We start from the raw sequence: 23,440 nt of genomic DNA, 5'->3' as shown, positions 1-23,440 counted from the left end.
TCGTGCGGGTATAAAATCGGACAAATTAAAAAGAGGCGCACTGAGGCACCTCTTTTAACCGTTATCGGGCTTGCTGAACCGGCTGATTCATCATGTTCCCCATATCATCAAACAAATCGCGGATATCGGCATCAATGGACTTTTTATCATTTCCATTTTCAATATTGTCGTTGATCGTTCTCACGCGGGTAAACGTTCCTTCATCGGTGACAACTTGTACGTCTTTTCCTTTAGCTGCAGGTTTGACTGCATCCATTACTGCATTTTTCACGTTTTTGTCATTCTTGTCGTCCGTGTCAATTGCAACCAGGACCTGATCGCCATTTACAAGGGTGCGGACGTCGTCAACGTTTTTCACATCTGCAGCCTGTTCAGAAACCTTTTTAGCCATTGCTTTCTCATTGTCATTGTAATAGCTGATTTGCTTTACCTGACCATGATAATTTTCATCATTTCGGCTGAAACGATTATCTCTCTCGAGCATGCCGTCTTCATTTGAAAGCGGTGCAGTGGGATTATCCATTCTTCCATTATGAAAAGCTGTATCCCGATCATTTACTTTTGTAAAGTAATTATCGTTCATATCGCCTTCCATCATTTCAGTCAGAGGTCCATCATTATCTACGTTGTCTACATTGCCATTATTGCCGCGGTGCTCATTTGAATAATAGCCGATCGGTCTGGCGTTATCATTGTAGCGTGTATCAAGCGCGCCTTCGTTATTGTTATTACAAGCAGCGAGACCTGTTGCAGCGACAGCAATTGCAGCAAAAGCAGTAAGTTTATGCCTCAATATAAAAACCCCCTGATTTTTCTGATGCGAGCAAATCCGCTCTTGTATAGGTTGCTCGTTCAGGAGGGGATTAACCTGTTAGTTAAAGGTAAGTTCTTTAAATAATGGAGAGGAAATTTCACTTGTTCCGGCTGATGATTTTATTTCATAAACAGTTAAAAAACATAAAAAAAGAGACGAACAAATCCGTCTCTTCAGGCGACATTAGTCTTCTTCTTCTTCGTCAAATCTTGGCATGGCGAACTGATCACTCTGCCCAAACTGGCCTGGCATCCCGCCGAATTGACCCTGACCGCCCGGCATGCCCCCGAACTGACCTGGCATTCCGCCAAACTGTCCTTGACCAAATTGGCCAGGCATTCCGCCAAACTGTCCCGGCATGCCCATTCCGTAACCTGGCTGCCCTCCAAACCCCGGACCAGGTCCTCCGCATCCGCAATCCTCTTTATCCATTGCAGGACTGACCTGAGGCGGCTGGTTGTTTTCCGGCGCTCCTCCGTATGCCCCCATCACTTGACCAGGCATATTTGGCGCTCCGCCGTATGCTCCCATGACCTGACCAGGCATATTTGGCGCTCCGCCGTATGCTCCCATGACCTGACCAGGCATGTTCGGCGCTCCGCCGTATGCTCCCATGACCTGACCAGGCATAGGTCCTCCGCCATATCCTCCCTGCTGAGGATATCCGAAACCCGGTCCAGGCATGACTGGGGATACCGGTACACATCCAGGAGGATAGCCATAGCCCGGTCCGCCGAAGCCTGGACCTCCGAATCCCGGTCCGCCAAATCCTGGTCCGCCTCCAAATCCCGGGGCTCCGCCAAATCCTGGACCGCCGAAGCCCGGTCCGCCAAATCCAGGCTGCTGCGGACTGTATGCGCCCATTACATCATCATCGTCATCGTCATCAAACGGCATTTGCTGCGGCATTCCCTGCATTCCGCCATAAGGCTGCATTTGCGGAAATCCTCCAAATCCAGGACCGCCGCCGAATCCAGGTCCTCCGAATCCAGGTCCCCCAAAACCCGGTCCGCCAAATCCCGGTCCGCCAAATCCTGGTCCAGGCATGACCGGTGATACTGGATAACAGTCATCTCCCCCTGGCCCCTGATCCATAGCTCCGGCAACCATGCCCGGATTCTGGAACGGCACTCCCTGCTGGCCGGGAAATCCTTGACCCTGAGGCTGGCCAGGGAATCCCTGAGGGCTTTGCTGGCCGGGACCGCCCTGATAGGCACCCATTACCCCTTGCTGAGGCATGCTTGGTTTGTTTTCCATGTCTTTATCAGCCTCCTCTTTGCTTGCCGGCGACACATATTTCGGTTTTTCTTTTTCGGCAGGTTTCTCAGCCGGTTTTTCAGCCGGCTTCATCATTTCCGGCATGACATTTGACGGCTTAGGCGGCAGTTGAGGCTGAGGCGCCTGAGGCATCATCGCCATATTCAGCATGTAATAGTTGTTAATATCAAGCTCCGGATAAGCCGGCTGCTTCATATTCGGAACTGGCGGAACATAAGGGACAGACGGTTTTTCCTTAGGAACTTCTTTTGGCTTTGTATCCGATACTTCCATTACCTGCTTCGGTTTTTCCTTCGAAAAAGGATGCTCGGACTTAGGCATTTCTTTTTTACCTGAAAAATTGAGCTTTGTTTCGTTTTTTACAGGCACGCCGCCGGTTGGAACTTTTATTTTCATTCCCGGCATAATTAAATCAGGATTGCTGAGCTGAGAATTCATTTTTTTCACTTCTTCAAAGTCTACACCATATTTTTTGGCAATCTTCCAAAGGGTATCGCCTTTTTGAACAATGTGGATTTTCAACCTTTCCCCCTCCTATGCTTGAAACTTTATCGCATATGATTAGCAGGCAATGATGCCATTCTTCTTCATCACAACTTATGCTTGTGAAGACAAATATATGTTCAGGGGAAAAGAAAAAACTGACAAACACTGGGCCTGCGCAAGCATGTCGCTTACATGGCCGAGTGTCTGCCAGTTATGGGTTAAACGTGCTGGAGCATCCTTTCAAGAGCAAGGACCGCATCCTTTGATGTATGTTCATCAACGCGAATCTGATTGACCGGTTTTCCTTCAACAATTGCCTCAAGAGACCAAAGCAAGTGCGGCAAATCAATTCGGTTCATTGTCAAACAAGGGCACATGAACGGATTCAGTGAAACAATCTCTTTGTCGGGATGCTGATCAATAATCCGCTTCACGAGGTTCATCTCTGTTCCGACTGCCCATTTGCTGCCAGGCTCTGATGCCTCAATGACATCGATAATGTATTTGGTAGAGCCTGCAAGATCGCTTGCCGCCACAACCTCTCTGCTGCATTCAGGGTGAACAATAATGTTCATGTCGGGCTTTGTGCTTCTGATATGCTCGATGTTCTGCACGGTGAATTTTTCGTGGACAGAGCAGTGGCCCTTCCAGAGAATCACAATGACATCTTCAGGATTGCCGTCACATTCAAGCTCATTGGTATGAGGGTTCCAGACAGCCATTTTCTCAAGGGGAATGCCAAGGTTATAAGCTGTGTTTCTTCCAAGATGCTGATCAGGCAAAAAGAGAATTCTTTCCTTCTGTCCAAAAGCCCAGCTCAGCATTTTTTCCGCATTTGAGGACGTGACCGTTGCACCGCCATTTCGGCCTACAAACGCTTTAATGGCAGCCGTTGAATTCACATATGTCAGCGGCAGAATCGTGTCGCCAAACAATTCCTGAAGCTTGATCCATGCCTGCTCTGTCTGGCTGATATCCGCCATATCGGCCATCGAGCAGCCGGCTCTCATATCCGGTAAAAAAACCTTCTGATGTTCTGTTGTCAGCATATCGGCTGTTTCAGCCATAAAATGCACGCCGCAAAAAACAATGAATTCTGCTTCTTTGTTGGCAGCTGCAGCCTGTGCAAGCTGCAGGGAATCACCCGTTATATCTGCAAACTGGATCACTTCATCTTTTTGATAATGATGGCCGGGGATCAGCAGTTTCTTCCCGTACTTGTCTTTAATTGCCCTGACTCTTTCCATCATTTCGTTTTCACTTAGCTCTTTATAGTGCGGCGGCATTTTTTCATTTGTTTCAAATTGAAGCATATCCAAAACGTTCATGTCACGTTCCCCCTTCTATTCTACATTCATGCTCAAATCAAGCGCTCTAGCAGAATGAGTCAGCATGCCGAGTGAAACATAGTCCACTCCCGTGCGACCGTAATCGGCTAAATTTTCAAGCGTAATGCCCCCTGATGCTTCAGTAATAATGGAGTCTGGTGTGATGGCTGCAAAAGCTGCCGCTTCAATCGGGGTGCGGTTATCAAACATAATGATATCTGCGCGTGCCGCGATGGCCTCGTGCAGCTGCTGCTCCGTTTCAATCTCAACCTCAATTTTGATCATATGCCCTGCTTTCGCTCTTGCTTTTTGAACCGCTTCAGCAATCGAGCCCGCGCTTGCGATATGGTTATCTTTCAGCATGATGCCGTCATACAGTCCAAATCTGTGGTTGTACCCTCCTCCGCACCTGACAGCATATTTTTCAATCATTCTGAGGCCCGGAGTCGTTTTTCTTGTATCGCAGATTTTCGTATGATCTGAATTCAGCAGCTTTACCGCCTGATTGGTCAGAGTTGCAATTCCGCTCATCCGTTGCAGAAGATTCAGCACGACTCGCTCTCCTGTCAAGATGGATGCAATCGGCCCGGTCATGACAGCCGCCTTTTCCCCCCTGTAAATGGCCTCTCCGTCCCGTTTCAGAACCTGGACGTTAACCCGCGGGTCTAAAACGGCATATCCGGCTTTCAGCACTTCTTCACCGGCGAAAATACCATCTACCTTTGCACGGATAACAGCAGTACCTGTCTGTCCTTCCGAAAAAATGAACGTGCTCGTTGCATCAAAGTCTCCGATGTCTTCTGTAAAAAAACTTTCCAGCTGCTTTTTTAATTTAAGTAAATTCAATGATCTTCACCTCTGAATGTTGTTGATAGCTGCACCCTTTTTTCGAAAGAAGAATTTGTTTTTTCAGCCAGAATGCATCGTTTGATCCTGGAAAATCCAATCGGCAGTGACCTCCTCTGCTTTCGGTCCTCTGAAGAGCAGCCGATACAATCAGCCAGCCTGAGGTCATCATATTAAGACGTTCAGCACTATCGTTTGTGAGGTCTTTCACATTAATAGCCCAATACGGCTTCAGCCATTTTTCAAACCAGTGCAATGCTTTCGCAAGATCTTTCTCAGTCCGTTCAATTCCCGCATATGCGGTCATCACCTGCTGAATGTCTTCCTGTTCCGGCAAATCGATATCTGCAGGATATGAGAATACTTGTGCATCCGATCCTTTTAGATCAACTGTTTCCTGGATGCTCTGGATCTTGTTTGCCAGACGCTTTCCGAAGACCAGGCCTTCAAGCAGGGAGTTGCTCGCCAGCCTGTTTGCTCCATGAACCCCCGTGCACGCCGTTTCTCCTGCAGCATAAAGCCTGCTGACAGATGTCCGGCCATGCAGATCGGTCTTGATGCCGCCCATTAAAAAATGCATGCCCGGCGCAACCGGGAGCAGTCCGTTTTCAATCGCTATGTTATATTTCCTGCACATAGCCGTAATGGTCGGAAACCGTTCTTCAAAGCTTGAAACCGGCAGGATGTTCAGATAAACGCTCCGCCCCTTTTTGATCTGCGAAAAGATAACGCGTGCAACGATGTCTCTCGGCGCAAGGTCTTTAAGAGGATGGATGCCTTCCATGATCCGTTCGCCCAAATCATTTTGAAGAAAGGCCCCTTCCCCTCTTACTGCCTCAGAGATCAGTCCGGCACACCCGCCGCCTGCAAGCAGCATCGTCGGGTGAAACTGGGTAAATTCCATATCCGCAAGCACCGCGCCTGCTCTGTATGCAAGTGCAAGGCCGTCTCCTGTAATGCCGTCAGCATTGGACGAGTGCTGATACAGCTTTCCGCAGCCGCCTGTCGCAAGAATTGTATGCTGGGCAGTATGCGTGTTTACAAGTCCGTTCTGAGATCTTGAAACGGCACCGAGGCATACTCCGTTTTCCACAATCAATTCAAGCACCATCTCATTTTCATGAATGACCGTGTTTTCATTCAGGCAGGACAAAAGAAACCGCATCATCGCTCTTCCTGTGGCATCTCCTCCTGCATGGAGAATTCGGCTGAAGCTGTGAGCGCCTTCCATGCCAAGTAGGAGCTCGCCTCTGCTGTCCCTGTCAAAAGGAAGCCCGTTTTCTGCCAGTGAAAGAACGTCTTTTGCTCCGTGCCTGACAAGCAGCTCAACAGCTTCATCATCATTATGAAAATGACCGGCATTAAGCGTATCCTCGGCATGATTCTTGAAGCTGTCATTCGCACGAATGGCGGCAGCAATCCCGCCTTGAGCAAGCATCGAATTGCTGCTGACTTTCGCCCCTTTGGTCAGGATGGTCACTTTTTTCGTTTTTTGCAGCTGACAGGCTGCAGATAAAGCTGCGATGCCGCTTCCAATGATTAATACATCCGTTTGAGGCAAAAAAATAACCCCCATTCTTTACAAGTGTCTTGACACCTATATTTACACAAAACTAAACTAATGACAAGAGATTTTTTTGGAGGAGAGAATGGGATGATCTATCTTGATTACGCAGCAGCAGCTCCGCTCAGCGAAGAGGCTCTTCATGTATTTTCTGAAGCGTCCAGGAAGGCGTTTGCCAACAGCAACAGTCTTCATGATGAAGGAGATCTTGCGGGTTCATTGCTTGAGGCATGCCGGAGAAAACTTGCAGGGCTTATAGGCGGTACGGCTAAGGGAATTTGCTTTACATCAGGCGGCAGCGAGTCAAATGTGCTTGCTGTTGACACTCTTTTGGCGAATGCGGAGGGAAAGAATCACATCATTGCATCCGCATTAGAGCATTCGTCGATCTATAACTACTTGACGTTTTTACAGGGAAAAGGCTATGAGGTAACATTTTTAATGCCGGACAATCATGGTAAACTACATGTGGACAGTATTAAAGAAGCAGTTCGCGAAAACACCGCACTGGTGACCGTTCAGCACGTAAATTCCGAGATAGGCTGTATTCAGAACCTGAAAGAGATTGGAGAATGGCTCAAAGATCGGCCGGTTTATTTTCACAGTGACTGTGTACAGTCTTTCGGGAAGGTCTCTCTTAAGGCTGATGAATGGGGGCTTGATGCAGTGTCTCTATCAAGCCATAAGATATACGGTCCAAAAGGGGTCGGCTGTTTATATTTAAATCCGAGACATGTATTTAAACCGTACATTCACGGGGGAACACACGAAAATGGATTCCGGGCGGGCACGGTGAACGTTCCGGGCATCGCGGCATTTGCAGCTGCAGCTGAACAGGCCTGTTCGGTCATGGAATCTGAATCCTTAAGGCTCCGCGAATTGCGGGACGTTTTTGTTGAGATGCTGCAGCCGTTTAAAGATGATGTGCACATCATCAACCAGTACATCCCAGATCAGCTTCCGTCGATTATCGGCCTTCACATAAAAGGAATCGAAGGGCAGTACATGCTGCTTGAGAGCAACCGGAGAGGTGTCGCCATTTCAACAGGAACGGCCTGTCAAATAGGCATGCAGGAGCCTTCCAGAGCTCTTCTTTCCATTGGCTTGTCACCTCAGGCTGCCCTGCAGTACATCAGGATCTCAACAGGTAAATACACCACGGCTGAAGATCTGAAAAAAATGACCGGCATTATCGGCCGAACGCTCAGCGAAAGACAGGCAGAAAGGACGTAAGTAAGAATGAAAATTCCGGGTAATGAAAGAAGAAATGTGATCCTTAACTGGCTGAAGGAAGCGGACGAACCGCTTAAGGGGAGTGAGATTGCGCAGCGGACAAATGTGAGCAGACAGGTCATCGTGCAGGATATCTCTCTTCTGAAAGCTCAAAATGAACCCATTCTTGCGACAAGTCAGGGCTATGTGTATGTCATGCAGGACAAAGAAGAACTGCCTGTTTACAAGCGAATCATCGCAAGCAGCCACGGCCCTGAAGCAACAGAAGAAGAGCTGAACCTGATTGTGGACCACGGGGTAACGGTCAGGGATGTCATCATCGAACATCCTGTCTACGGCGAACTGACAGCCTCCATCATGGTCAGCAACCGCAAGGAAGTCAAAGATTTCATCAAAAAAATTGAGGACCGCAACGCCGCCTACTTATCACAGCTGACAGAAGGTCTCCACCTTCACACCCTGGCAGCAGACAGGCAGGAAAAAATAGATGAAGCATGTGCTGCACTTAAAGCTGAAGGATTTTTGGTGGATGAGGATGATTGAGTGTTGCCTTTTCGGCGCAACTTTTTGTTGAGTTGTGGCATTATTCGCCCGAGTGCTGCCACTTCGGCGCGATTTTTCCAATGAGTTGTGGCGCTTCTCACCCTAATGGTGCCACTTCGGTACAACTTTTATATTGCGTTGTGGCATTACTCGCCCGAGTGCTGCCACTTCGGTGCAACTTTTCAAATGAGTTGTGGCGCTTCTCACCCGAGTGCTGCCACTTCGGTACAACTTTTATATTGCGTTGTGGCATTACTCGCCCGAGTGCTACCACTTCGGTGCAACTTTTCAAATGAGTTGTGGCGCTTCTCACCCGAGTGCTGCCAGTTCGGAGAAGCTTTGCTTTGAATTCTGGGTGCTACTCTGCTGAGTGCTACTAAAATCCTTTAATCACGACAAAGAAGACAGGCAGGATCCAAATCTGGAATCCTGCCTGTCTTCTTTATGGCTAATAGCCGTTTTCTATCTAAATGGCATAAGCCGAGTATGTCCCTAAAATCCTGACTCCGCAGCCAAGGGCTTCAAGCTCTGCCGTTGCACCCGGGATAAGGACTTCATCTAACTTCATATCAATGTCCACGATAAAAAAGTAATTGCCGAGACCGGTTTTCATCGGCCGCGACTCAATCTTTGAGAGATTGAGCTTTCTCCATGAAAACGCAGAGAGCACCTGATGCAGGGCTCCTGACTGATCGGATGGCAGGGTAATCATCAGGGTGGTCCGGTCAGTTACTTTTCTTAAATTTGTTCTGAAGGATGCTGACTTGTCGGGATGAAGCACGGCAAAGCGCGTATGGTTATGAGGATAATCGTGAATATCCTTCCTGACCATTTTCAGCCCGTATTCTTCCGCTGCCAGCTCATTTGCAATGGCCGCAACCTTTTCTTCAGGATGTTCCTGTATGTATTTTGCAGCAGCACCGGTTGAGGCGGCATTTTCGTAGGCTGCATCCGGAAGCTCCCGGTGCAGGAATTTATGGCACTGTGCAATGGCGTGGGAGTGGGAGTATACTTTCTCCGTCTCTTCCCAGCAATGTTCTCTTTCAGGATGCACTAATAAATGCTGCTGAATCGGCGCAACAATCTCCCCTACAATCGGCAGCGGCTGTTCATGCACGAGATAATCCACTGTTAAGTTAACAGATCCTTCAAGAGCGTTCTCAAGCGGAACGACCGCGACATCAATTTCACCAGCCGCAACGGCATCTATGCATTTGGGTATATTCAAAAACGGTATCTGCTCTGCTTCATCTTCAAAATATTTCGTCACTGCAAGATGGGTAAACGTAGCTGCAGGCCCTAAATAGCCAACCTTAAAAGACATACTTGTAATCCTCTCCTCGCTAAGCTCCAGATCCTAATATCTCTACTTTCTCCACAAATTCAAGCCGTTTAAGCTTTGCCATGACACTGTTTATATCTTCTTTCATTCCATTGGTGTTCAGGGACAGCGTGACGTTTGCCCTCCCCTGAAGAGGAATGGTCTGGTGAATCGTCAGAACATTGCACCCTGCCGATGCGACAACTGCAAGCAGCTGGGACAATGTACCGGAACGGTCCTCAAGATGGAAAAAAAGTGTAATAATCCGTTCATTCACCATGGTGTGAAACGGAAAAACGGCATCTCGGTATTTATAATAGGCGCTTCTGCTCATATCAACGCGCTGAACAGCTTCTGCAACCGATTCCGCTTTCTTCCGCTCAATGAGCTGCTTCACTTCAAGTGTTTTTCTCATGGCTTCCGGCAGAACATCTTCTCTTACTAAAAAAAAGGTTTCTTCTTTCATGACCTTCTCCTTTATGAAAACTGCACTTTTTTCCTTTTGAAAAAAGAAGAGCAGGCAATCGCTCTTCTTTCATGACTATTCAACAAATTCAAATTCAAAATCAAGCAGACGAACAATATCGCCGTCTTTCGCTCCGCGCTGACGCAGGGCTTCATCGACACCAAGTCCGCGAAGCTGTCTTGCAAAGCGGCGGATTGATTCTTCGCGCTGGAAGTTTGTCATTTTGAAGAGATATTCGACTTTCTCTCCTGTTACGTTGAACGTACCGTCGCTGTCACGGTTGATTTCAAACTCCGCTGCCTCTTTATCGAATTTATAAAGGACGCGGTGATCAGACAGATCCTCTTCCTCATAAAGAGGGAACTCAGGCGTCTTCTCAATCGTATTCATCACTTCATAAAGCAGTTCGCGCACACCTTCGCGGGTAATGGCTGAAACAGGGAAAATCGGAAGGTCGTCCTGGAGCTTCTCTTTGAAGATTTTCAGATTTTCTTCTGACTCAGGCATGTCCATTTTGTTGGCTACAATAATCTGCGGTCTTTCAGTCAGACGCAGGTTGTATTCCTTTAGCTCCGCATTGATTGTCAGATAATCCTCATAAGGATCGCGGCCTTCGCCGCTCGACATGTCGATCACATGCACAATGACGCGTGTACGCTCGATGTGGCGGAGGAACTGGTGCCCAAGTCCGACACCTTCATGCGCCCCTTCGATCAGACCCGGAAGATCTGCCATGACGAAGCTTCGGCCATCGCCCGTTTCAACCACTCCAAGGTTTGGAACAAGCGTTGTAAAGTGGTATTCTGCAATTTTCGGTTTTGCGGAACTGACAACAGAAAGAAGCGTTGATTTTCCTACGCTCGGAAAACCGACAAGTCCTACATCTGCAAGAAGCTTAAGCTCCATGATGATGTTTCTCTCCTGACCAGGCTCACCGTTTTCAGAAAGCTCCGGTGCCGGGTTTGCAGGAGTGGCAAAACGGCTGTTTCCGCGTCCTCCGCGTCCGCCTTTTGCAATAACAGCCTGCTGGCCGTGCTCTGTTAAATCAGCAATAACCGTTCTTGTTTCTTCTTCCATCACAACGGTACCCGGCGGAACTTTGACAATCATCGCCTCCGCATTTCGCCCGTGCTGGTTTTTGGACATGCCGTGCTGTCCGCGGTCTGCTTTAAAGTGGCGCTGATAGCGGAAATCCATCAGTGTGCGCAGTCCTTCTTCCACCTGGAAAATGACATCTGCGCCTTTACCGCCGTCTCCGCCTGCAGGTCCGCCCTTCGGTACGTATTTTTCTCTGCGGAACGCGACAAGGCCATTGCCCCCGTCTCCGCCTTTCACATATATCTTCACCTGATCTATAAACATGGTAATCCTCCGTCCAAGCCAATTATGCAAGTTCAACCGCAACGGTCAATTCATTCGGGGAAAGCTCATAGTGCTTCACTTCAACCCCGCTTTGCTCATTTGCCTTCAGCCAGTTTAATAACAGTGCTTTATCTGTTATTATGCCGTTAAAGTCAAAAAAGAACCGGGCTTGTCTTTGATTGGCTTCTGTTTCTATTGTAATGCTCATATGATTTTCAGCGCAGCGGTCCGCAGCATCATCAAGAATCTGAAAGAATTTTCCGCACCACTCTGTTGCTGTCTGATCGAGTTCAGACAAATCACACGCAGTGCCAAGCACCTCGTATTCGAGGGCATAGTGATGCCTGTGCCAGTTAAATGTCATCAGCATGCTTGCAAACGAAAGCATCTTCAGATTGCAGAGTTTTGATTCATTCTGGGATTCAATCACAATTTCTTCAATAATCTGCTGTACGCGGTCATATTTATTCAGCGTTATGTTTCCTTTTAGTAACTGAAGTTTATTCATCCAGTCGTGGCGGGAATGACTCAGCACCTCGACAATATTCCACTCTTCATTTGTTTTTTTCATGTCGGCACTCCTGCTCCCTTATCTTTCTCTATTCATTTCTCTAGGAGTTTCAACTTGGAAACTGAATGTCGTACTAAATTATAACAAACAATCCAGGGGAAAATAAGGGCAATTTGAAAAAAGCAGAAGGAATCAGCTAGATGGGGGGTATTGAATGAGGCTGCCATCGTTTGCATTTATTAAACAAAAGAAAAACCCTAACCGTGGGCTAGAGTTTTCCTAAAGAAATTATGCTTCTTGTGCTACAGGATATACGCTAACTTTTTTGCGGTCACGTCCGAAACGCTCGAAACGCACAACTCCGTCCACTTTCGCGAAAAGAGTGTCGTCGCCGCCGCGGCCAACGTTTTCACCTGGATAAATTTTCGTACCGCGCTGACGGAAAAGGATAGAACCACCGCTTACGAATTCGCCATCTGCACTCTTAGCGCCAAGACGCTTAGAGATTGAATCACGTCCGTTCTTAGTAGAACCTACTCCTTTTTTAGAAGCGAAGAACTGAAGATCTAAAGTTAAAAACATTCTAGTCCACCTCCTGCTGGTTGTTATTTATAACAATGTGTATGAAATGTCCGTAGCTAAGTTCAATTGACTGCAGAGAAACAAGCATTCCCTCAAGCAGAAGCTGTGCCTTGGCGGCTGCTTCCTGCTCCAGTTCCTGCGGCAGCTGAAACGAAAGATATCCTCCGTCGCCGCCCTGCTCGACAATCGGCGTTATGCCTGTTAATTTATGTACTGCATTAACAGCGCCGAATGCGACAGCAGATGCTCCAGCACAGACAATGTCCTTGCCGTGAACATCAAAATCGGCATGTCCAGATAATGTAAACGATTCAATTAAGCCGCTGCGAGAGCGGTTAATGACTGCTTTTATCATCTTAAAAAGCCTTAAGCGTTGATTGCATCAATAACAAGTTTCGTGTATGGCTGACGATGACCTTGCTTTTTGCGGTAGTTTTTCTTAGCCTTGTATTTGAATACAGTGATCTTTTTAGCGCGGCCCTGTTTTTCAACTTTCGCTGTAACAGTCGCACCAGCAACGATCGGGCTTCCAACTTTCACGTCATCTCCGCCGATAAATAATACTCGGTCAAAAGTAACAGTGTCACCTTGCTCACCAGCAAGCTTTTCAACGTAGATCGCCTGACCAGCTTCTACTTTGATTTGTTTGCCACCAGTTTCAATAATTGCGTACATTCCTATGCACCTCCTAATTAGACTCAGACTCGCCAGCAGACAGGTGTTCCGGATGATCCGAAAGGCTTAATACCTGCATCTGAGCGGTTGTAGCACGGGTGCTACAATCAATAACATAACAATACTATCAAAAGCGGGCTATCTGTGTCAATCACATTTTCTCTTTATTTTTCAGCAGGCGGATGATTTCATCCTCATCTCCCTGATGCACGATCCTGTATGTGCCTGTTTCAGAAGAAGGATTCAGGAAGATGCGAAAATGCAGAACGCTCTCAAGGCGCTTTACATGCTCGTCCTGTTCTCCCCTGAAAATCCGTGCCGCGTCCGCCGGAAGTTCGACTAAAACGGCTTCATGCTCCATATACTGCCGCTCCCACAGCTCCCGCTCAAGTCGGAACGCTGTCGTTTCCGCTGAAACGACCGTTCCGGTGCCGCTGCAGTGCGGACAGGGGCTCATCAGCAGGGAGGCAAGATCTGGCCGGACTCTTTTTCTTGTCATCTGAAAAATATTCATCTGGGTAAACCCGATGATCCGCGACTGCACCTTATCCCGCTTAGCCTCTTTCAGCATTTCCGAGAGAACAGCCTGCCTGTCCTCCTGCCTGTCCATATCAATGAAATCAATAATGATCATTCCGCTCAGGTTGCGGAGCCTGATCTGGCGGGCGGCTTCCTTTGCAGCTGCAAGGTTCGTCTTCAGCACCGTATCCTGAAGAGAGCTCTTGCCGGAAAATTTCCCTGTATTGACATCAATGACAGTCATGGCCTCAGTCTTATCAATCACAAGGTACGAGCCATTGGACAGCCAAACAATCCTCTTGAGGGCTTTCTCCATTTCCTGTTCAGCACCATACGTTTCAAAGACCGGCTGCTTAGACTGGTGAAAGATCACCTCCGCCCCTCTGCACCGCGCTTTAAGATCCAGAGCAAGTTCACTATCATCACAGACAATCCGGTCAACTTCCCCCAGGTCATACTCCCGCAGCATCCGGTCAAAAAACGGTGTCCCCTCGGCAAGCAGGGATGGCACTTTTTCCGGTTTCTTCATTTTTACTTCTTCGTATTTCCCTTTTAAATAATCAAATTCACGCGTGAGTTCCTCTTTCTCTCTTCCGTTTGCCGCGGTTCTGAAAACAAGGCCTTCTTCTTCTTTGCAAAGAGAGGCTCCGATGGCAAGCAGCCTCTCTCTTTCAGCGGGGTCTTCAATTTTTTTTGAGACGGCTGTATATCCGGAATCAGGCATATAAACAAGATACTGTCCGCCAAACTCCAGTTTTGCTGTGAGTTTTGGCCCTTTATGCTCTGTTGCCTCTTTGGCCACCTGAACGATGATCTGCTGTCCTTCTCTTATTCTTTTTTCCATTGAGGAAGGAAGATCATGGACAGACAGATAGCCGTTTTTCTCCGACCCGATATCAACAAACGCAGCCGCCATTCCCTTCAGAACATTTAAAACACGGCCCGCGTAAATGGCGCCGGCCGTTTCATGTATATGATGAATGTGTATCTCCTGAACATCTTTGTCTTCAAGCAGCGCGCAGCGGTTCTCACTGCCCTTTGCATTGAAAAGTAACGTACGCAATGAAACATCCTCATTTCTATAAGTGCTTTCTCTTATTTACTCATTTTATGAGGCCAGCGTCAATAGAGGTAGTTCAGCTCACCGACTGTCGACTGCACGCGTTTATCGGCAAAATAAGCATGCAGCAGCTCATTTTCATCAAGCTCAAACAGTTTTTTTCCGTCACGTTCTACAATAATCGGGTGCTTGCATCCCCTCCTGAACTTTAGGAGAGTCTGATAGATCATCTCATCCTCATCTACTACAATCGGCTCAAGGATCCCCGGGTCCTGTTTATTGCCGTAATACCTCTCAAGCAGAAAACGCATGCTTACAAAGCTTCGGTGTTTGTATTCAGTATATAAGGAATAGATGAGAAACCCTGCAATGATCCAGACGTTCAGCTGCTGCGGAGAAAACAAGAGGAAAACCAGCAAATACACCCCAAGAAAAACAGCTGACACCATCAGCATCAATCGGTGGGCCTCCTGATAGGACCGCCTCACAGATACAAACAAAAACAGCAGCTTTCCGCCATCCAGCGGCCAGATCGGCAGCAGATTAAACAGAAAGATCATTCCGTTGTAAAACGTAAAAAGCTGAAACGTTTCCGGACTCATATAGCCTGCTGAAAACAAAAGAAAGGCAGCTCCCTGCAGAGGAAGATGCTGAAACGGTCCCGCAGCAATCGTAATAAGCTCTTCCTTCAGCGGCCTGTTCCCATGCTCCTCAACTTCTGCCACCCCTCCAAATGGAAGGAGGACAATTGATTTCAGCCTCCAGTCAAAATGTCTTGCAGCCATTGCGTGCCCAAGCTCATGCACAAGAATGATCACAAGCAGAATCAACAGTGACTGAAAGTGGGCAGTCATGACCGAGATTCCCATGATCAGCCATAGAATGGGGTGAATATGAATGTGAAGAAACACAGACAAATATTTATTCAAAGGAGATCACCTGTATCGGGTCTATAAATTGCTCACCCTTTTTAATAGCAAAATAATACGTTCCCTTTTGATCTTCTGCTGCTTTGATTTTGCCGATTTCTTTGCCGTTCTCAACAAAGTCATACAGGGAAACCTGCACTTCTTCGAGGTTTCCGTACCAGCTTTCTGTTGAATCGTCATGCTGGACGACTACCGTCAGACCTGACTCTTCCTTTTTTCCGATTTCAATGACGATACCCTCATTCATCGCTTCCACAAGCGTGCTGCTTGTTTCTACCATCACACCCTGGCCATTGTCTTCAAACGTTTCAAGCACCTTGCCTGATGCAGGAGCGGTATACTGGTCTGAAGCAGGCTGTTTGTCAGCAGCAGGCTTTATCAGAGCCAGAGGGTCACCGAACTGTTCCCCGTACCATTTTGATATTCTCGCAAACTGGAACTCTTCTTCAAACGTGCTTGTGACAACATGCTGAACCTTTTCAAACGGAGGCGAATCATTTTTAAACACGATCGCTGATACCAGCACTAGACAGGCGCCGATCAGCAGCTTGAACATAAACACATCCGGCTTAAACAGCGGATGCTTTCCTCCCACGCCGTCACTGCCGGGATCGTACGAATGATACGCAGCGCCGCTGTATTTCTCCTCATCATCCGTGTAAGGAAGAGCTGAAAACGGTTTGGGATCCCGTTTAGAAGCATCCCCCAAACGGAGCTCCCGTTTTCTTTTCGCCATTTTTTTCCGCAGATCATCCGCACGATTCCCCATTGCAGTTCCCATCCCCTCATAGCACATTTACTGCATCATATGCCTTGTCCGACGGGATTATGACAAGCCCTGATACAAAAGCGCAAGCGCCAAGGCCCGCTCCGATAGGCAGATAAGAATCCGGCAGAAAAGTCCGGTTTTGACTTTTTTGCCGGATTTGTTCTGACAGAGGATTTAGGCGCTTACGCTTGCCGAGAATAAATTTGTTATATTATCCACAGCCTTGTATTTTTTATAATTTCCTTAATAAAAAAACAGCCTCCCTGAATAAGGAGACTGCCCGTTTATACTCTTACACCGAAAAAGCGTTTGATTTTTGTAAACATGCCCGGATTCGCATCCTCAAGCGACTGAAGAGGAACGGCTTCGCCAAGGATCCGGCGCGCGATGTTCCGGTAGGCAATGGATGCGCGGTTTGAAGCGTCCATTGCGATCGGCTCGCCTTTGTTCGAAGCTTTAATCACATCATCGTCATCCGCTACAATCCCGATGAGGTCAATCGACAGATGAGCAACAATATCATCTATATCAAGCATATCGCCGTCTTTTACGAGATGATTCCGTATCCGGTTAATCACAAGTTTTGGAGGCTCAATACTTTCTTCACGTTCAAGCAGTCCGATAATGCGGTCTGCATCCCGCACCGCAGATGTTTCGGGAGTTGTTACGACAATTGCCTTGTCCGCCCCTGCGACTGCGTTTTTAAAGCCCTGCTCAATGCCTGCCGGACAGTCGATCACGATATAATCGTAGTCCTGTTTCAGCTCATCAACAAGCTTTTTCATCTGGTCGGGATTCACAGCCGACTTGTCGCTCGTCTGAGCAGCAGGAAGCAGGTAAAGCCTGTCTTCAAAGCGTTTATCTTTAACCAGAGCCTGATGAATTTTGCAGCGCCCTTCTACAACATCCACCAGATCATAAATGATCCGGTTTTCAAGTCCCATTACAACATCGAGGTTTCGAAGACCGATGTCAGTATCAATGAGACATACCCGTTTTCCTAAAATCGCCAATGATGTTCCTAGATTGGCAGAAGTCGTTGTTTTTCCAACTCCGCCTTTGCCAGAGGTAATAACGATTGCCTCACCCACGGTTAAATTCCTCCCTCAAACCTTGTCAATTCAGGTCGTAAATGAGTTAACTGCTGCAGTCGGTCAATGACGATCGACTCGCTTTCATCTATGTACGCACATTCCATCTCATGCGTTTCTTCCCGGACATAATCAGGCGCTCTGCCGACTGTTGAGCCAATCCGGATTTGCGACGGCATCATCACGGATGCGGCAATGACAGCTGAGCTCTTCCCGTTATATCCGGCATGAGCAATTCCTCTGAGTGTTCCCATAATGAAAATGTTGCCCCCGGCAATCACAGTGCCGCCAGGATTCACATCTCCTATCAAAAGAAGATCACCGTCAACCTTAAGAACCTGGCCTGAACGGATGACCTTTGCCACAGAAACGATTTCCGCTTCTTTCTTCATGCGTGCGGCATGTTCTTTTGTAACAACATTGCTTTCGAATGTTTCAACAACCAGATTACGCTTTTTCTGAATCACAGCCTCGATTTGTTCCTGATGGCTTCTGTGAAGCAGGCGGTTGCCCGCTTTTACGTTAACGGTGATCGTTGGCCCATCTTCATGTATATACTGTTTTAGAGACAGCATCTGCTCAAGATCATTCAGCAGTTCTTCAAACGAACACGAATCATCAAGATGCAGGGTTAAGCCGTCTTTCGTGCCTTTTATCGTGACATAATGCTGTTTTTGAGCCTTCATGACGTTCACCTCAACGACTATACAATTTCGACAGATCGATGCATTCTTCCTCTTTTTAAAACGCAATTTCTCAAACTTTGTCCGTTTCCTGATTCAGGAAGAATGGCTCACAAGCAGTACTCATTTCATCCGGCCATATCTGTCTGCACAGGCAGTCATTTGCTGTCAGATTACAGTCTACAGATCATCCATATAGTCCCTTTTCACTTTTGAAATAAAACGGCTCATCGGATAGATCAGGACGATGGCGCCAACTGAGTTTGCAAGAATCGTCGGAAGAAGCCTCAGATTTGTAAAATCATAGAATGGCAGATTCGAATAGCCGATCAGCATCTGAATGCCGTAAGAATAAAACTCCAGAAGAGTAACAGCCAGCAAAGACAGGAAAAGCACAACAAGCATGTTCCCTTGAAGAGCCCTCAGAGCTTTTGAGATCAGGTAGGCAAACAGCGGATAGGCAAACAAATAGATGCCGAGGATTTCGGTATACACAATATCATGCAGCAAACCGAAAACCATTCCGTAGATGATCCCCATCTTCTGGCTGTAGTAAGCCGTAATAAAAACGACGGAAAGCATCACAAACCTCGGGATAATCACTTGATCTTCGGATGTGAACGGAAGCTCAATCAGATCGGTAAACGTGCTTTCCGAGATAAAAACGAACAAAATGAAAAGAGGAAGGAGGATACGGTTCATGATTCCTCCTCCTCCTCTGGATCCATATTTGTAATATCGATTGTTTCTTTTACTCTGTCTGTTACAAATACCCGGTCAATATCATACAGATCTGCTTCCGGCTTAATGTAGGCCATTTGCGATAGTCCGTAGGAATCGGGTTCTACTTCGAGCACTTCACCGATGACAAGTCCTTCCGGGAAGATTCCGCTGCTGCCGGAAGTCACAACTTTCTGGCCTTTTTCGATTTTAACGTCCGATTCAATCTTCTTAAGCAGAAGAGCTTTTTTCTTCTCGTCATATCCTTCGATCAGCCCGAAAATATTCGGCTGTCCGTCTTTGCCCTGAATTTCAGCCGCGATCCGGTTTTTCCGGTCAGGGGAACTTAAAAGCTGAACGGTGGAGTTGAATTTAGAAGTGCTTTTCACTTTTCCGATCAGGCCTTTATTTGTGATAACGGCCATATCCTTTTCAACGCCGTGCTGTGATCCTTTATCAATGGTAATCAGATCAAACCATCTGCCCGGGTCCGGGTTGCGGGCAATCAGCGCTGCCGGAATGGGATTGTATTCCCTTAATGATTCCTGTGCACCCAGCTCTTCGCGCAGCTTTTCATTGTCGCGTCTGAGAGCCTGCAGCTCTGTTTCAATTTTCATATGCTCATCGATCTTGCTTTTGAGGAGCTTGTTTTCTTCATACGTATTTTTAAGATCGCCGACATTCTCAAAGAAGCCCGCTACATATTGTGCGGGCTTATGAAAGACTGTCTGAAATAATCCTGTTGAATCTTTGACAAATTGCTCCGGCCAAGTAAGCTCTCTGTCTTCTTTTAGCGAATAGCCGATCAATGCCACTAAAAAGATAATACTGACCAGGAGCAGGATAAGACGTTTATTCAAGAAAAACTGCGGCATGTGACTTTACACCCTCTTACTATTTGCTGTGTTCGCAGGAATCAGTCCGTGCAAATGCAGCTGTTATGGAGCGGACCTTCTGCAGGTACCTGTATTATCTGCTGTCTTTTGCTTTTGTTTTGAAAAGATGAATATGTTCAAGAGCTTTGCCGGTGCCGATTGCTACACAGTCAAGAGGATTCTCGGCAATAAGGACAGGCATGTTCGTTTCTTCACTAATCACTTTATCAATATTGCGGAGCAAAGCGCCGCCGCCGGTAAGGACGATGCCGCGGTCCATAATGTCCGCTGCAAGCTCAGGCGGAGTCTTTTCAAGTGTGTTTTTAACAGAATCGACAATTGAATTTACCGTATCGCGAAGAGCTTCTGCAATTTCTTTCGCCGTAATTTCAATTGTTTTCGGAAGACCTGTCAGAAGATCACGGCCGCGGATATCCATGTTTTCAACGCCCTCAGGAGATCCTGCTGAACCGATTTCCATTTTAATGGATTCAGATGTACGGTCACCGATCATCAAATTGTATGTTTTGCGGATGTAGTTGACGATCGCATCATCCATTTCATCGCCTGCTACGCGGATTGACTGTGACGTGACAATTCCGCCAAGAGAGATGATGGCTACTTCAGTCGTACCGCCGCCAATATCAACAACCATGCTTCCAGTCGGTTCCCAGACAGGAAGATTTGCACCGATTGCAGCTGCAAACGGCTCTTCTATTGTATAAGCATCACGTGCACCAGCCTGTCTTGTTGCATCAATCACTGCACGTTCTTCTACTGCTGTAATGCCGGAAGGAACACAGACCATAACGTAAGGCTTGCTTGAGAAAATGCCTTTCCCTTTTGTTGCTTGTTTTATGTAATACTTCATCATTGCTGCTGTTGTTTCATAGTCGGCGATAACGCCGTCTTTCATCGGGCGGAGCGCCACTACATTGCCGGGTGTGCGTCCGATCATATTTTTCGCGTCGTTTCCTACTGCCACGATCGACTTCGTATCCGTCTGCATCGCTACAACTGAAGGCTCGCGCACAACAATTCCTTTTCCTTTAACAAATACCAGTGTATTGGCCGTACCCAAATCTATACCAAGGTCTCTTGTCCCAATTCCAAACATTAATTGTATCTCCCTTTCTGAAAACCGAATTACTTATTTTAAAAGCAGTCAAATGCGACGGCGAAAAAAACTCATAAACATTATTATAGCGTAATTACACACATTATTATAGCGTAATTACACAAAAATAAAAGTGTTACAAATATCCTTTTTCTTTTAAACTCACATATTTTTGCTCGCCGATAATAAGATGGTCCAAAAGCTCTATCCCTAACATTTTACCACACTCTGTTAATCTTTTAGTAACTTCAATATCTTCTCTGCTAGGGGAAGGGTCGCCTGACGGGTGGTTGTGGATGCAGATAATCGAAGCAGCAGAGCGTTTCAGCGCTTCTTTAAATACTTCGCGGGGATGAACGATTGAGGCATTCAGGCTTCCGATAAAAACGGTTTGTTTATGAAGCACCTGATTTTTCGTATTTAAATAGAGGCAGACAAAATGCTCCTGTGATAAAAAGCGCATTTCCTCCATGACATAATTGGCGCCGTCCTGAGGGGATTTAATGACATATCTGTCTTCATAGGCAAGACGGTTGATCCGTCTGCCGAGCTCAAGCGCCGCCAGAACCTGAACGGCCTTAGCCTCTCCGATTCCGGAAATGCTCGTCAGCTCGGCGACTGATGCTTCCTTTAAAAACCGCAGGCCTTCAAAATGGTTGAGCAAACGGTTGGCAAGCTGCAGAACAGACTCTTTTTTTGAACCTGTTCGAAGCAGGATGGCAAGCAGCTCATGGTTTGCGAGACTTTCAGGACCGTCATGAATCAGCCGTTCACGCGGCCTGTCTTCCAACGGGAAATCATGGATTTTCAGCACGTCCAATCTGTTTCTCCTCCTGATTCCCTCTCTGCCTTTCTCTTAACAGATGTAGCCCGCTTTTTTCAGCTCTCTCGCTGTCCTTGACAAAGGAAGTCCTACGACAGAAAAATAATCTCCGCGGATTTCTTTTACAAACAGCGATCCAAGACCCTGGATGCCGTAGGATCCCGCCTTGTCCATCGGCTCTCCGGACAGCACATACTCTTCAATGTCTTCAACTGTAAGCGGCCAGAATGTCACATCTGTCTGCTCGTAAAAAACGATTTTCTTCTCCTGATGCAAAATGGCAACACCTGTGAGCACCTGATGTGTTTTGCCAGAAAGCTTGGCAAGCGTTGTCTTTGCATCCTCTTCGTCGGCAGGTTTTCCGAGAATTTCGCCGCCGTAAACGACTACTGTATCCGATCCAAGAACAACGGAGTCTCTGAAGCGCTCTGCAACAGCAGCGGCCTTCTGCTCAGCGAGAGACATGACAATGTCAGAGGGCGAAAGCGCCGGGTCAACTGTCTCTTCCACATCACTGACAACAACAGTAAACGGGATGCTGACTTTTTCAAGAAGCTCTTTTCTGCGCGGAGATCCTGAAGCTAAAATAAGATGATGTTCCATTCTTCAACATCCTTTCATTCGGTATAAAGGGAGATACACTCGTATCTTAGCAAACACCGGCAGGATGCACAAACGGCCAAAATAGAATTTTGCACGAAAAACAGCAGCTTTTTCCCGCAAAAAAAGCACCTCTTTTCATAGAGATGCCCCGGGAAATTCAGTTAAGCGAAACGAGCAGGTCCATCAGCTTCTGCTGTGCGGCCCATCCTGTCTTTTCATCCGCGCCTTCAGCAAGCAATGACGACACATCCGTTAATTCTTTTTTCATCGAAACAAGACTTTCATCCTTCGGTTTAAGCTTTCCAAGCTCTGAAAGAACAGCTTCAGATTTCGATTTTACCTCTTTGCCGTTTCCTTCCACCGCGGCGGATGAGAGGGTAACAAGTGTTTTGAAATGGCCGATGAATGCTGACGGATCTTCATTTGATTTCACAGAGAAGTCAGCCGTTTTTCCGCTCCATGTATCAATGGAGCTGGACTTATAGACATTGCTCAGCCCGTCTGCCTCCTGTTTTTCATTGCCGACTCCCCCGTAAACGAAGTATGAGCCGTCTTCCTCAACTGCTGCAGCAGGAAACCCTTTAGCTTTTAAGTCGGCAGCCGTGGCATCGGCACCCTCCTTAGAAGAGAACTTTCCGATTTGAGCGAAGTAAAGCTGAATCGTTTGCTCTGCAGCTCCGGCGCCCGCACCCCCGCCTGCTGCCTCAGGAGCCGCCGCTTCTCCCTCCGCCTGTCCCGCGCCTGTCTGAAGAGCGGCAGGCAGATCCTCGTCTGACATGAAATTCAGGGCAAGAAATCCGAAGCTTACGCCCAGCACAATCGCAAGAACAATGGTGATGGCATATTGCTTAAAAGGATACGCACTTAGATGAACCTTTTTCCCAGTACTGAAGTATGGAGAATGCTTGGATTTAGAGGATACCTTTTTAACGGCGACAACCTTGGGATCATCCTGGAAAACCTCCCCGTCATCATCCGGGAGGACCCATGTGAACTCATCTTCTTTTTCTGCATCGGACGCGGCCGCCTCCTGCTCTGCCATCGCTTTCTCATTCCAGCTCGTTACGGGAATCTCAGGCTTTTCTGCCTCTTCCTCTTTCTTTCCTTTTTTTCGATTATTCTTCCCCTTCCAATTCCGTTCCTCGCCATTGATCTTAACCTTCATTGCATGTGCACGCTTGTCCACCTCTACACCGCCTATCTGTACGAATCGAGTATTTGGTTTTCATGCTAGCACAGCAA

General features: G+C 47.3%; 25 protein-coding genes and 1 other annotated feature. Of the genes, 2 read left to right on the top strand and 23 right to left on the bottom strand.

Annotated elements, in window-relative coordinates:
- Positions 1-61: 61 nt before the first annotated feature.
- From RKD52_RS06560 to nadB, 5 genes are all read right to left on the bottom strand, one after another.
- The gene (locus tag RKD52_RS06560; RefSeq protein ID WP_454099115.1) at positions 62-793 is read right to left on the bottom strand and encodes a YhcN/YlaJ family sporulation lipoprotein; all 732 of its coding nucleotides are present in this window, start codon (positions 791-793) and stop codon (positions 62-64) included.
- A 204-nt stretch (positions 794-997) separates the two neighbouring features.
- Complete coding sequence (safA, locus tag RKD52_RS06555; RefSeq protein ID WP_454099114.1) at positions 998-2,614, bottom strand: SafA/ExsA family spore coat assembly protein; 1,617 nt, start codon at positions 2,612-2,614, stop codon at positions 998-1,000.
- Positions 2,615-2,796: 182 nt separating this feature from the next.
- A complete protein-coding gene (gene nadA / locus RKD52_RS06550; RefSeq protein WP_454099113.1) occupies positions 2,797-3,906 on the bottom strand; it encodes a quinolinate synthase NadA in 1,110 nt (369 codons plus the stop codon).
- A 15-nt stretch (positions 3,907-3,921) separates the two neighbouring features.
- Positions 3,922-4,752, bottom strand: a complete 831-nt coding sequence (gene nadC / locus RKD52_RS06545; protein ID WP_454099112.1) for a carboxylating nicotinate-nucleotide diphosphorylase — start codon at positions 4,750-4,752, stop codon at positions 3,922-3,924.
- A complete protein-coding gene (gene nadB / locus RKD52_RS06540; RefSeq protein ID WP_454099111.1) occupies positions 4,739-6,313 on the bottom strand; it encodes an L-aspartate oxidase in 1,575 nt (524 codons plus the stop codon). The genes nadC and nadB overlap by 14 nt, the downstream gene beginning before the upstream one ends.
- Positions 6,314-6,406: 93 nt before the next feature.
- Between nadB and RKD52_RS06535 the strand changes: the two genes are divergently transcribed.
- Positions 6,407-7,549 (top strand): IscS subfamily cysteine desulfurase, encoded by a 1,143-nt coding sequence (locus RKD52_RS06535; protein ID WP_454099110.1) that lies wholly within the window; start codon positions 6,407-6,409, stop codon positions 7,547-7,549.
- Between the two features lie 6 nt (positions 7,550-7,555).
- Positions 7,556-8,092, top strand: coding sequence for a 3H domain-containing protein (locus RKD52_RS06530; RefSeq protein ID WP_454099109.1), 537 nt, complete (start codon positions 7,556-7,558; stop codon positions 8,090-8,092).
- Between the two features lie 466 nt (positions 8,093-8,558).
- Here RKD52_RS06530 and pheA read toward each other — a convergent pair whose 3' ends face one another.
- The 18 genes from pheA to RKD52_RS06440 form a co-directional block, all read right to left on the bottom strand.
- On the bottom strand, positions 8,559-9,416 hold the full coding sequence (pheA, locus tag RKD52_RS06525) for a prephenate dehydratase (protein WP_454099108.1): 858 nt from the start codon (positions 9,414-9,416) through the stop codon (positions 8,559-8,561).
- 19 nt (positions 9,417-9,435) lie between these two features.
- Positions 9,436-9,879 (bottom strand): ACT domain-containing protein, encoded by a 444-nt coding sequence (locus RKD52_RS06520; RefSeq protein ID WP_029566776.1) that lies wholly within the window; start codon positions 9,877-9,879, stop codon positions 9,436-9,438.
- Positions 9,880-9,954: 75 nt separating this feature from the next.
- A complete protein-coding gene (gene obgE / locus RKD52_RS06515; protein WP_454099107.1) occupies positions 9,955-11,241 on the bottom strand; it encodes a GTPase ObgE in 1,287 nt (428 codons plus the stop codon).
- A 22-nt stretch (positions 11,242-11,263) separates the two neighbouring features.
- Positions 11,264-11,812: a Spo0B C-terminal domain-containing protein gene (locus tag RKD52_RS06510; protein ID WP_454099106.1), complete on the bottom strand. Its 549-nt coding sequence runs from the start codon at positions 11,810-11,812 to the stop codon at positions 11,264-11,266.
- 228 nt (positions 11,813-12,040) lie between these two features.
- Entirely contained in the window at positions 12,041-12,334 is a 294-nt protein-coding gene (gene rpmA / locus RKD52_RS06505) for a 50S ribosomal protein L27 (RefSeq protein WP_029279387.1), read from the bottom strand.
- A 1-nt stretch (position 12,335) separates the two neighbouring features.
- A complete protein-coding gene (locus RKD52_RS06500; protein WP_369734733.1) occupies positions 12,336-12,689 on the bottom strand; it encodes a ribosomal-processing cysteine protease Prp in 354 nt (117 codons plus the stop codon).
- Positions 12,690-12,700: 11 nt separating this feature from the next.
- The gene (gene rplU / locus RKD52_RS06495; protein WP_029279382.1) at positions 12,701-13,009 is read right to left on the bottom strand and encodes a 50S ribosomal protein L21; all 309 of its coding nucleotides are present in this window, start codon (positions 13,007-13,009) and stop codon (positions 12,701-12,703) included.
- Positions 13,010-13,024: 15 nt separating this feature from the next.
- Positions 13,025-13,108, bottom strand: a sequence feature (ribosomal protein L21 leader region).
- A 52-nt stretch (positions 13,109-13,160) separates the two neighbouring features.
- Complete coding sequence (locus RKD52_RS06490) at positions 13,161-14,591, bottom strand: Rne/Rng family ribonuclease (protein WP_454099105.1); 1,431 nt, start codon at positions 14,589-14,591, stop codon at positions 13,161-13,163.
- Positions 14,592-14,650: 59 nt separating this feature from the next.
- Positions 14,651-15,517 carry a M50 family metallopeptidase gene (locus RKD52_RS06485; RefSeq protein ID WP_454099104.1) on the bottom strand — a complete coding sequence of 289 codons (867 nt, stop codon included), beginning with the start codon at positions 15,515-15,517 and terminating at the stop codon, positions 14,651-14,653.
- A complete protein-coding gene (locus tag RKD52_RS06480; RefSeq protein WP_454099103.1) occupies positions 15,510-16,286 on the bottom strand; it encodes a peptidoglycan DD-metalloendopeptidase family protein in 777 nt (258 codons plus the stop codon). Before RKD52_RS06480 ends, RKD52_RS06485 begins: the two co-directional genes overlap by 8 nt.
- A gap of 284 nt (positions 16,287-16,570) precedes the next feature.
- A complete protein-coding gene (gene minD / locus RKD52_RS06475) occupies positions 16,571-17,377 on the bottom strand; it encodes a septum site-determining protein MinD (RefSeq protein WP_454099102.1) in 807 nt (268 codons plus the stop codon).
- A 2-nt stretch (positions 17,378-17,379) separates the two neighbouring features.
- The gene (gene minC, locus RKD52_RS06470) at positions 17,380-18,063 is read right to left on the bottom strand and encodes a septum site-determining protein MinC (RefSeq protein WP_454099101.1); all 684 of its coding nucleotides are present in this window, start codon (positions 18,061-18,063) and stop codon (positions 17,380-17,382) included.
- A gap of 177 nt (positions 18,064-18,240) precedes the next feature.
- Complete coding sequence (mreD, locus tag RKD52_RS06465) at positions 18,241-18,762, bottom strand: rod shape-determining protein MreD (RefSeq protein ID WP_454099100.1); 522 nt, start codon at positions 18,760-18,762, stop codon at positions 18,241-18,243.
- On the bottom strand, positions 18,759-19,655 hold the full coding sequence (mreC, locus tag RKD52_RS06460; protein ID WP_029279369.1) for a rod shape-determining protein MreC: 897 nt from the start codon (positions 19,653-19,655) through the stop codon (positions 18,759-18,761). Before mreC ends, mreD begins: the two co-directional genes overlap by 4 nt.
- Positions 19,656-19,749: 94 nt before the next feature.
- On the bottom strand, positions 19,750-20,772 hold the full coding sequence (locus RKD52_RS06455) for a rod shape-determining protein (RefSeq protein ID WP_369734727.1): 1,023 nt from the start codon (positions 20,770-20,772) through the stop codon (positions 19,750-19,752).
- Between the two features lie 136 nt (positions 20,773-20,908).
- A complete protein-coding gene (radC, locus tag RKD52_RS06450; RefSeq protein ID WP_369734726.1) occupies positions 20,909-21,592 on the bottom strand; it encodes a RadC family protein in 684 nt (227 codons plus the stop codon).
- 36 nt (positions 21,593-21,628) lie between these two features.
- Positions 21,629-22,198 (bottom strand): Maf family protein, encoded by a 570-nt coding sequence (locus tag RKD52_RS06445; RefSeq protein ID WP_454099099.1) that lies wholly within the window; start codon positions 22,196-22,198, stop codon positions 21,629-21,631.
- 157 nt (positions 22,199-22,355) lie between these two features.
- Positions 22,356-23,384: an SPOR domain-containing protein gene (locus RKD52_RS06440; RefSeq protein WP_454099098.1), complete on the bottom strand. Its 1,029-nt coding sequence runs from the start codon at positions 23,382-23,384 to the stop codon at positions 22,356-22,358.
- Positions 23,385-23,440: the final 56 nt, after the last annotated feature.

Source organism: Metabacillus sp. SLBN-84 (assembly GCF_053629595.1).
This window is presented reverse-complemented; position numbering and strand designations above follow the sequence as displayed.

Bases quoted from the DNA above. Each gene is read 5' to 3' on its own strand.
- nadA (WP_454099113.1), bottom strand. From the start codon at position 3,906: ATGAACGTTTTGGATATGCTTCAATTTGAAACAAATGAAAAAATGCCG.
- RKD52_RS06535 (WP_454099110.1), top strand. From the start codon at position 6,407: ATGATCTATCTTGATTACGCAGCAGCAGCTCCGCTCAGCGAAGAGGCT.
- RKD52_RS06530 (WP_454099109.1), top strand. From the start codon at position 7,556: ATGAAAATTCCGGGTAATGAAAGAAGAAATGTGATCCTTAACTGGCTG.
- pheA (WP_454099108.1), bottom strand. From the start codon at position 9,416: ATGTCTTTTAAGGTTGGCTATTTAGGGCCTGCAGCTACGTTTACCCAT.
- RKD52_RS06520 (WP_029566776.1), bottom strand. From the start codon at position 9,879: ATGAAAGAAGAAACCTTTTTTTTAGTAAGAGAAGATGTTCTGCCGGAA.
- obgE (WP_454099107.1), bottom strand. From the start codon at position 11,241: ATGTTTATAGATCAGGTGAAGATATATGTGAAAGGCGGAGACGGGGGC.
- RKD52_RS06510 (WP_454099106.1), bottom strand. From the start codon at position 11,812: ATGAAAAAAACAAATGAAGAGTGGAATATTGTCGAGGTGCTGAGTCAT.
- rpmA (WP_029279387.1), bottom strand. From the start codon at position 12,334: ATGTTTTTAACTTTAGATCTTCAGTTCTTCGCTTCTAAAAAAGGAGTA.
- RKD52_RS06500 (WP_369734733.1), bottom strand. From the start codon at position 12,689: ATGATAAAAGCAGTCATTAACCGCTCTCGCAGCGGCTTAATTGAATCG.
- rplU (WP_029279382.1), bottom strand. From the start codon at position 13,009: ATGTACGCAATTATTGAAACTGGTGGCAAACAAATCAAAGTAGAAGCT.
- RKD52_RS06480 (WP_454099103.1), bottom strand. From the start codon at position 16,286: ATGGGGAATCGTGCGGATGATCTGCGGAAAAAAATGGCGAAAAGAAAA.
- minC (WP_454099101.1), bottom strand. From the start codon at position 18,063: ATGAAGGCTCAAAAACAGCATTATGTCACGATAAAAGGCACGAAAGAC.
- mreD (WP_454099100.1), bottom strand. From the start codon at position 18,762: ATGAACCGTATCCTCCTTCCTCTTTTCATTTTGTTCGTTTTTATCTCG.
- mreC (WP_029279369.1), bottom strand. From the start codon at position 19,655: ATGCCGCAGTTTTTCTTGAATAAACGTCTTATCCTGCTCCTGGTCAGT.
- RKD52_RS06455 (WP_369734727.1), bottom strand. From the start codon at position 20,772: ATGTTTGGAATTGGGACAAGAGACCTTGGTATAGATTTGGGTACGGCC.
- RKD52_RS06445 (WP_454099099.1), bottom strand. From the start codon at position 22,198: ATGGAACATCATCTTATTTTAGCTTCAGGATCTCCGCGCAGAAAAGAG.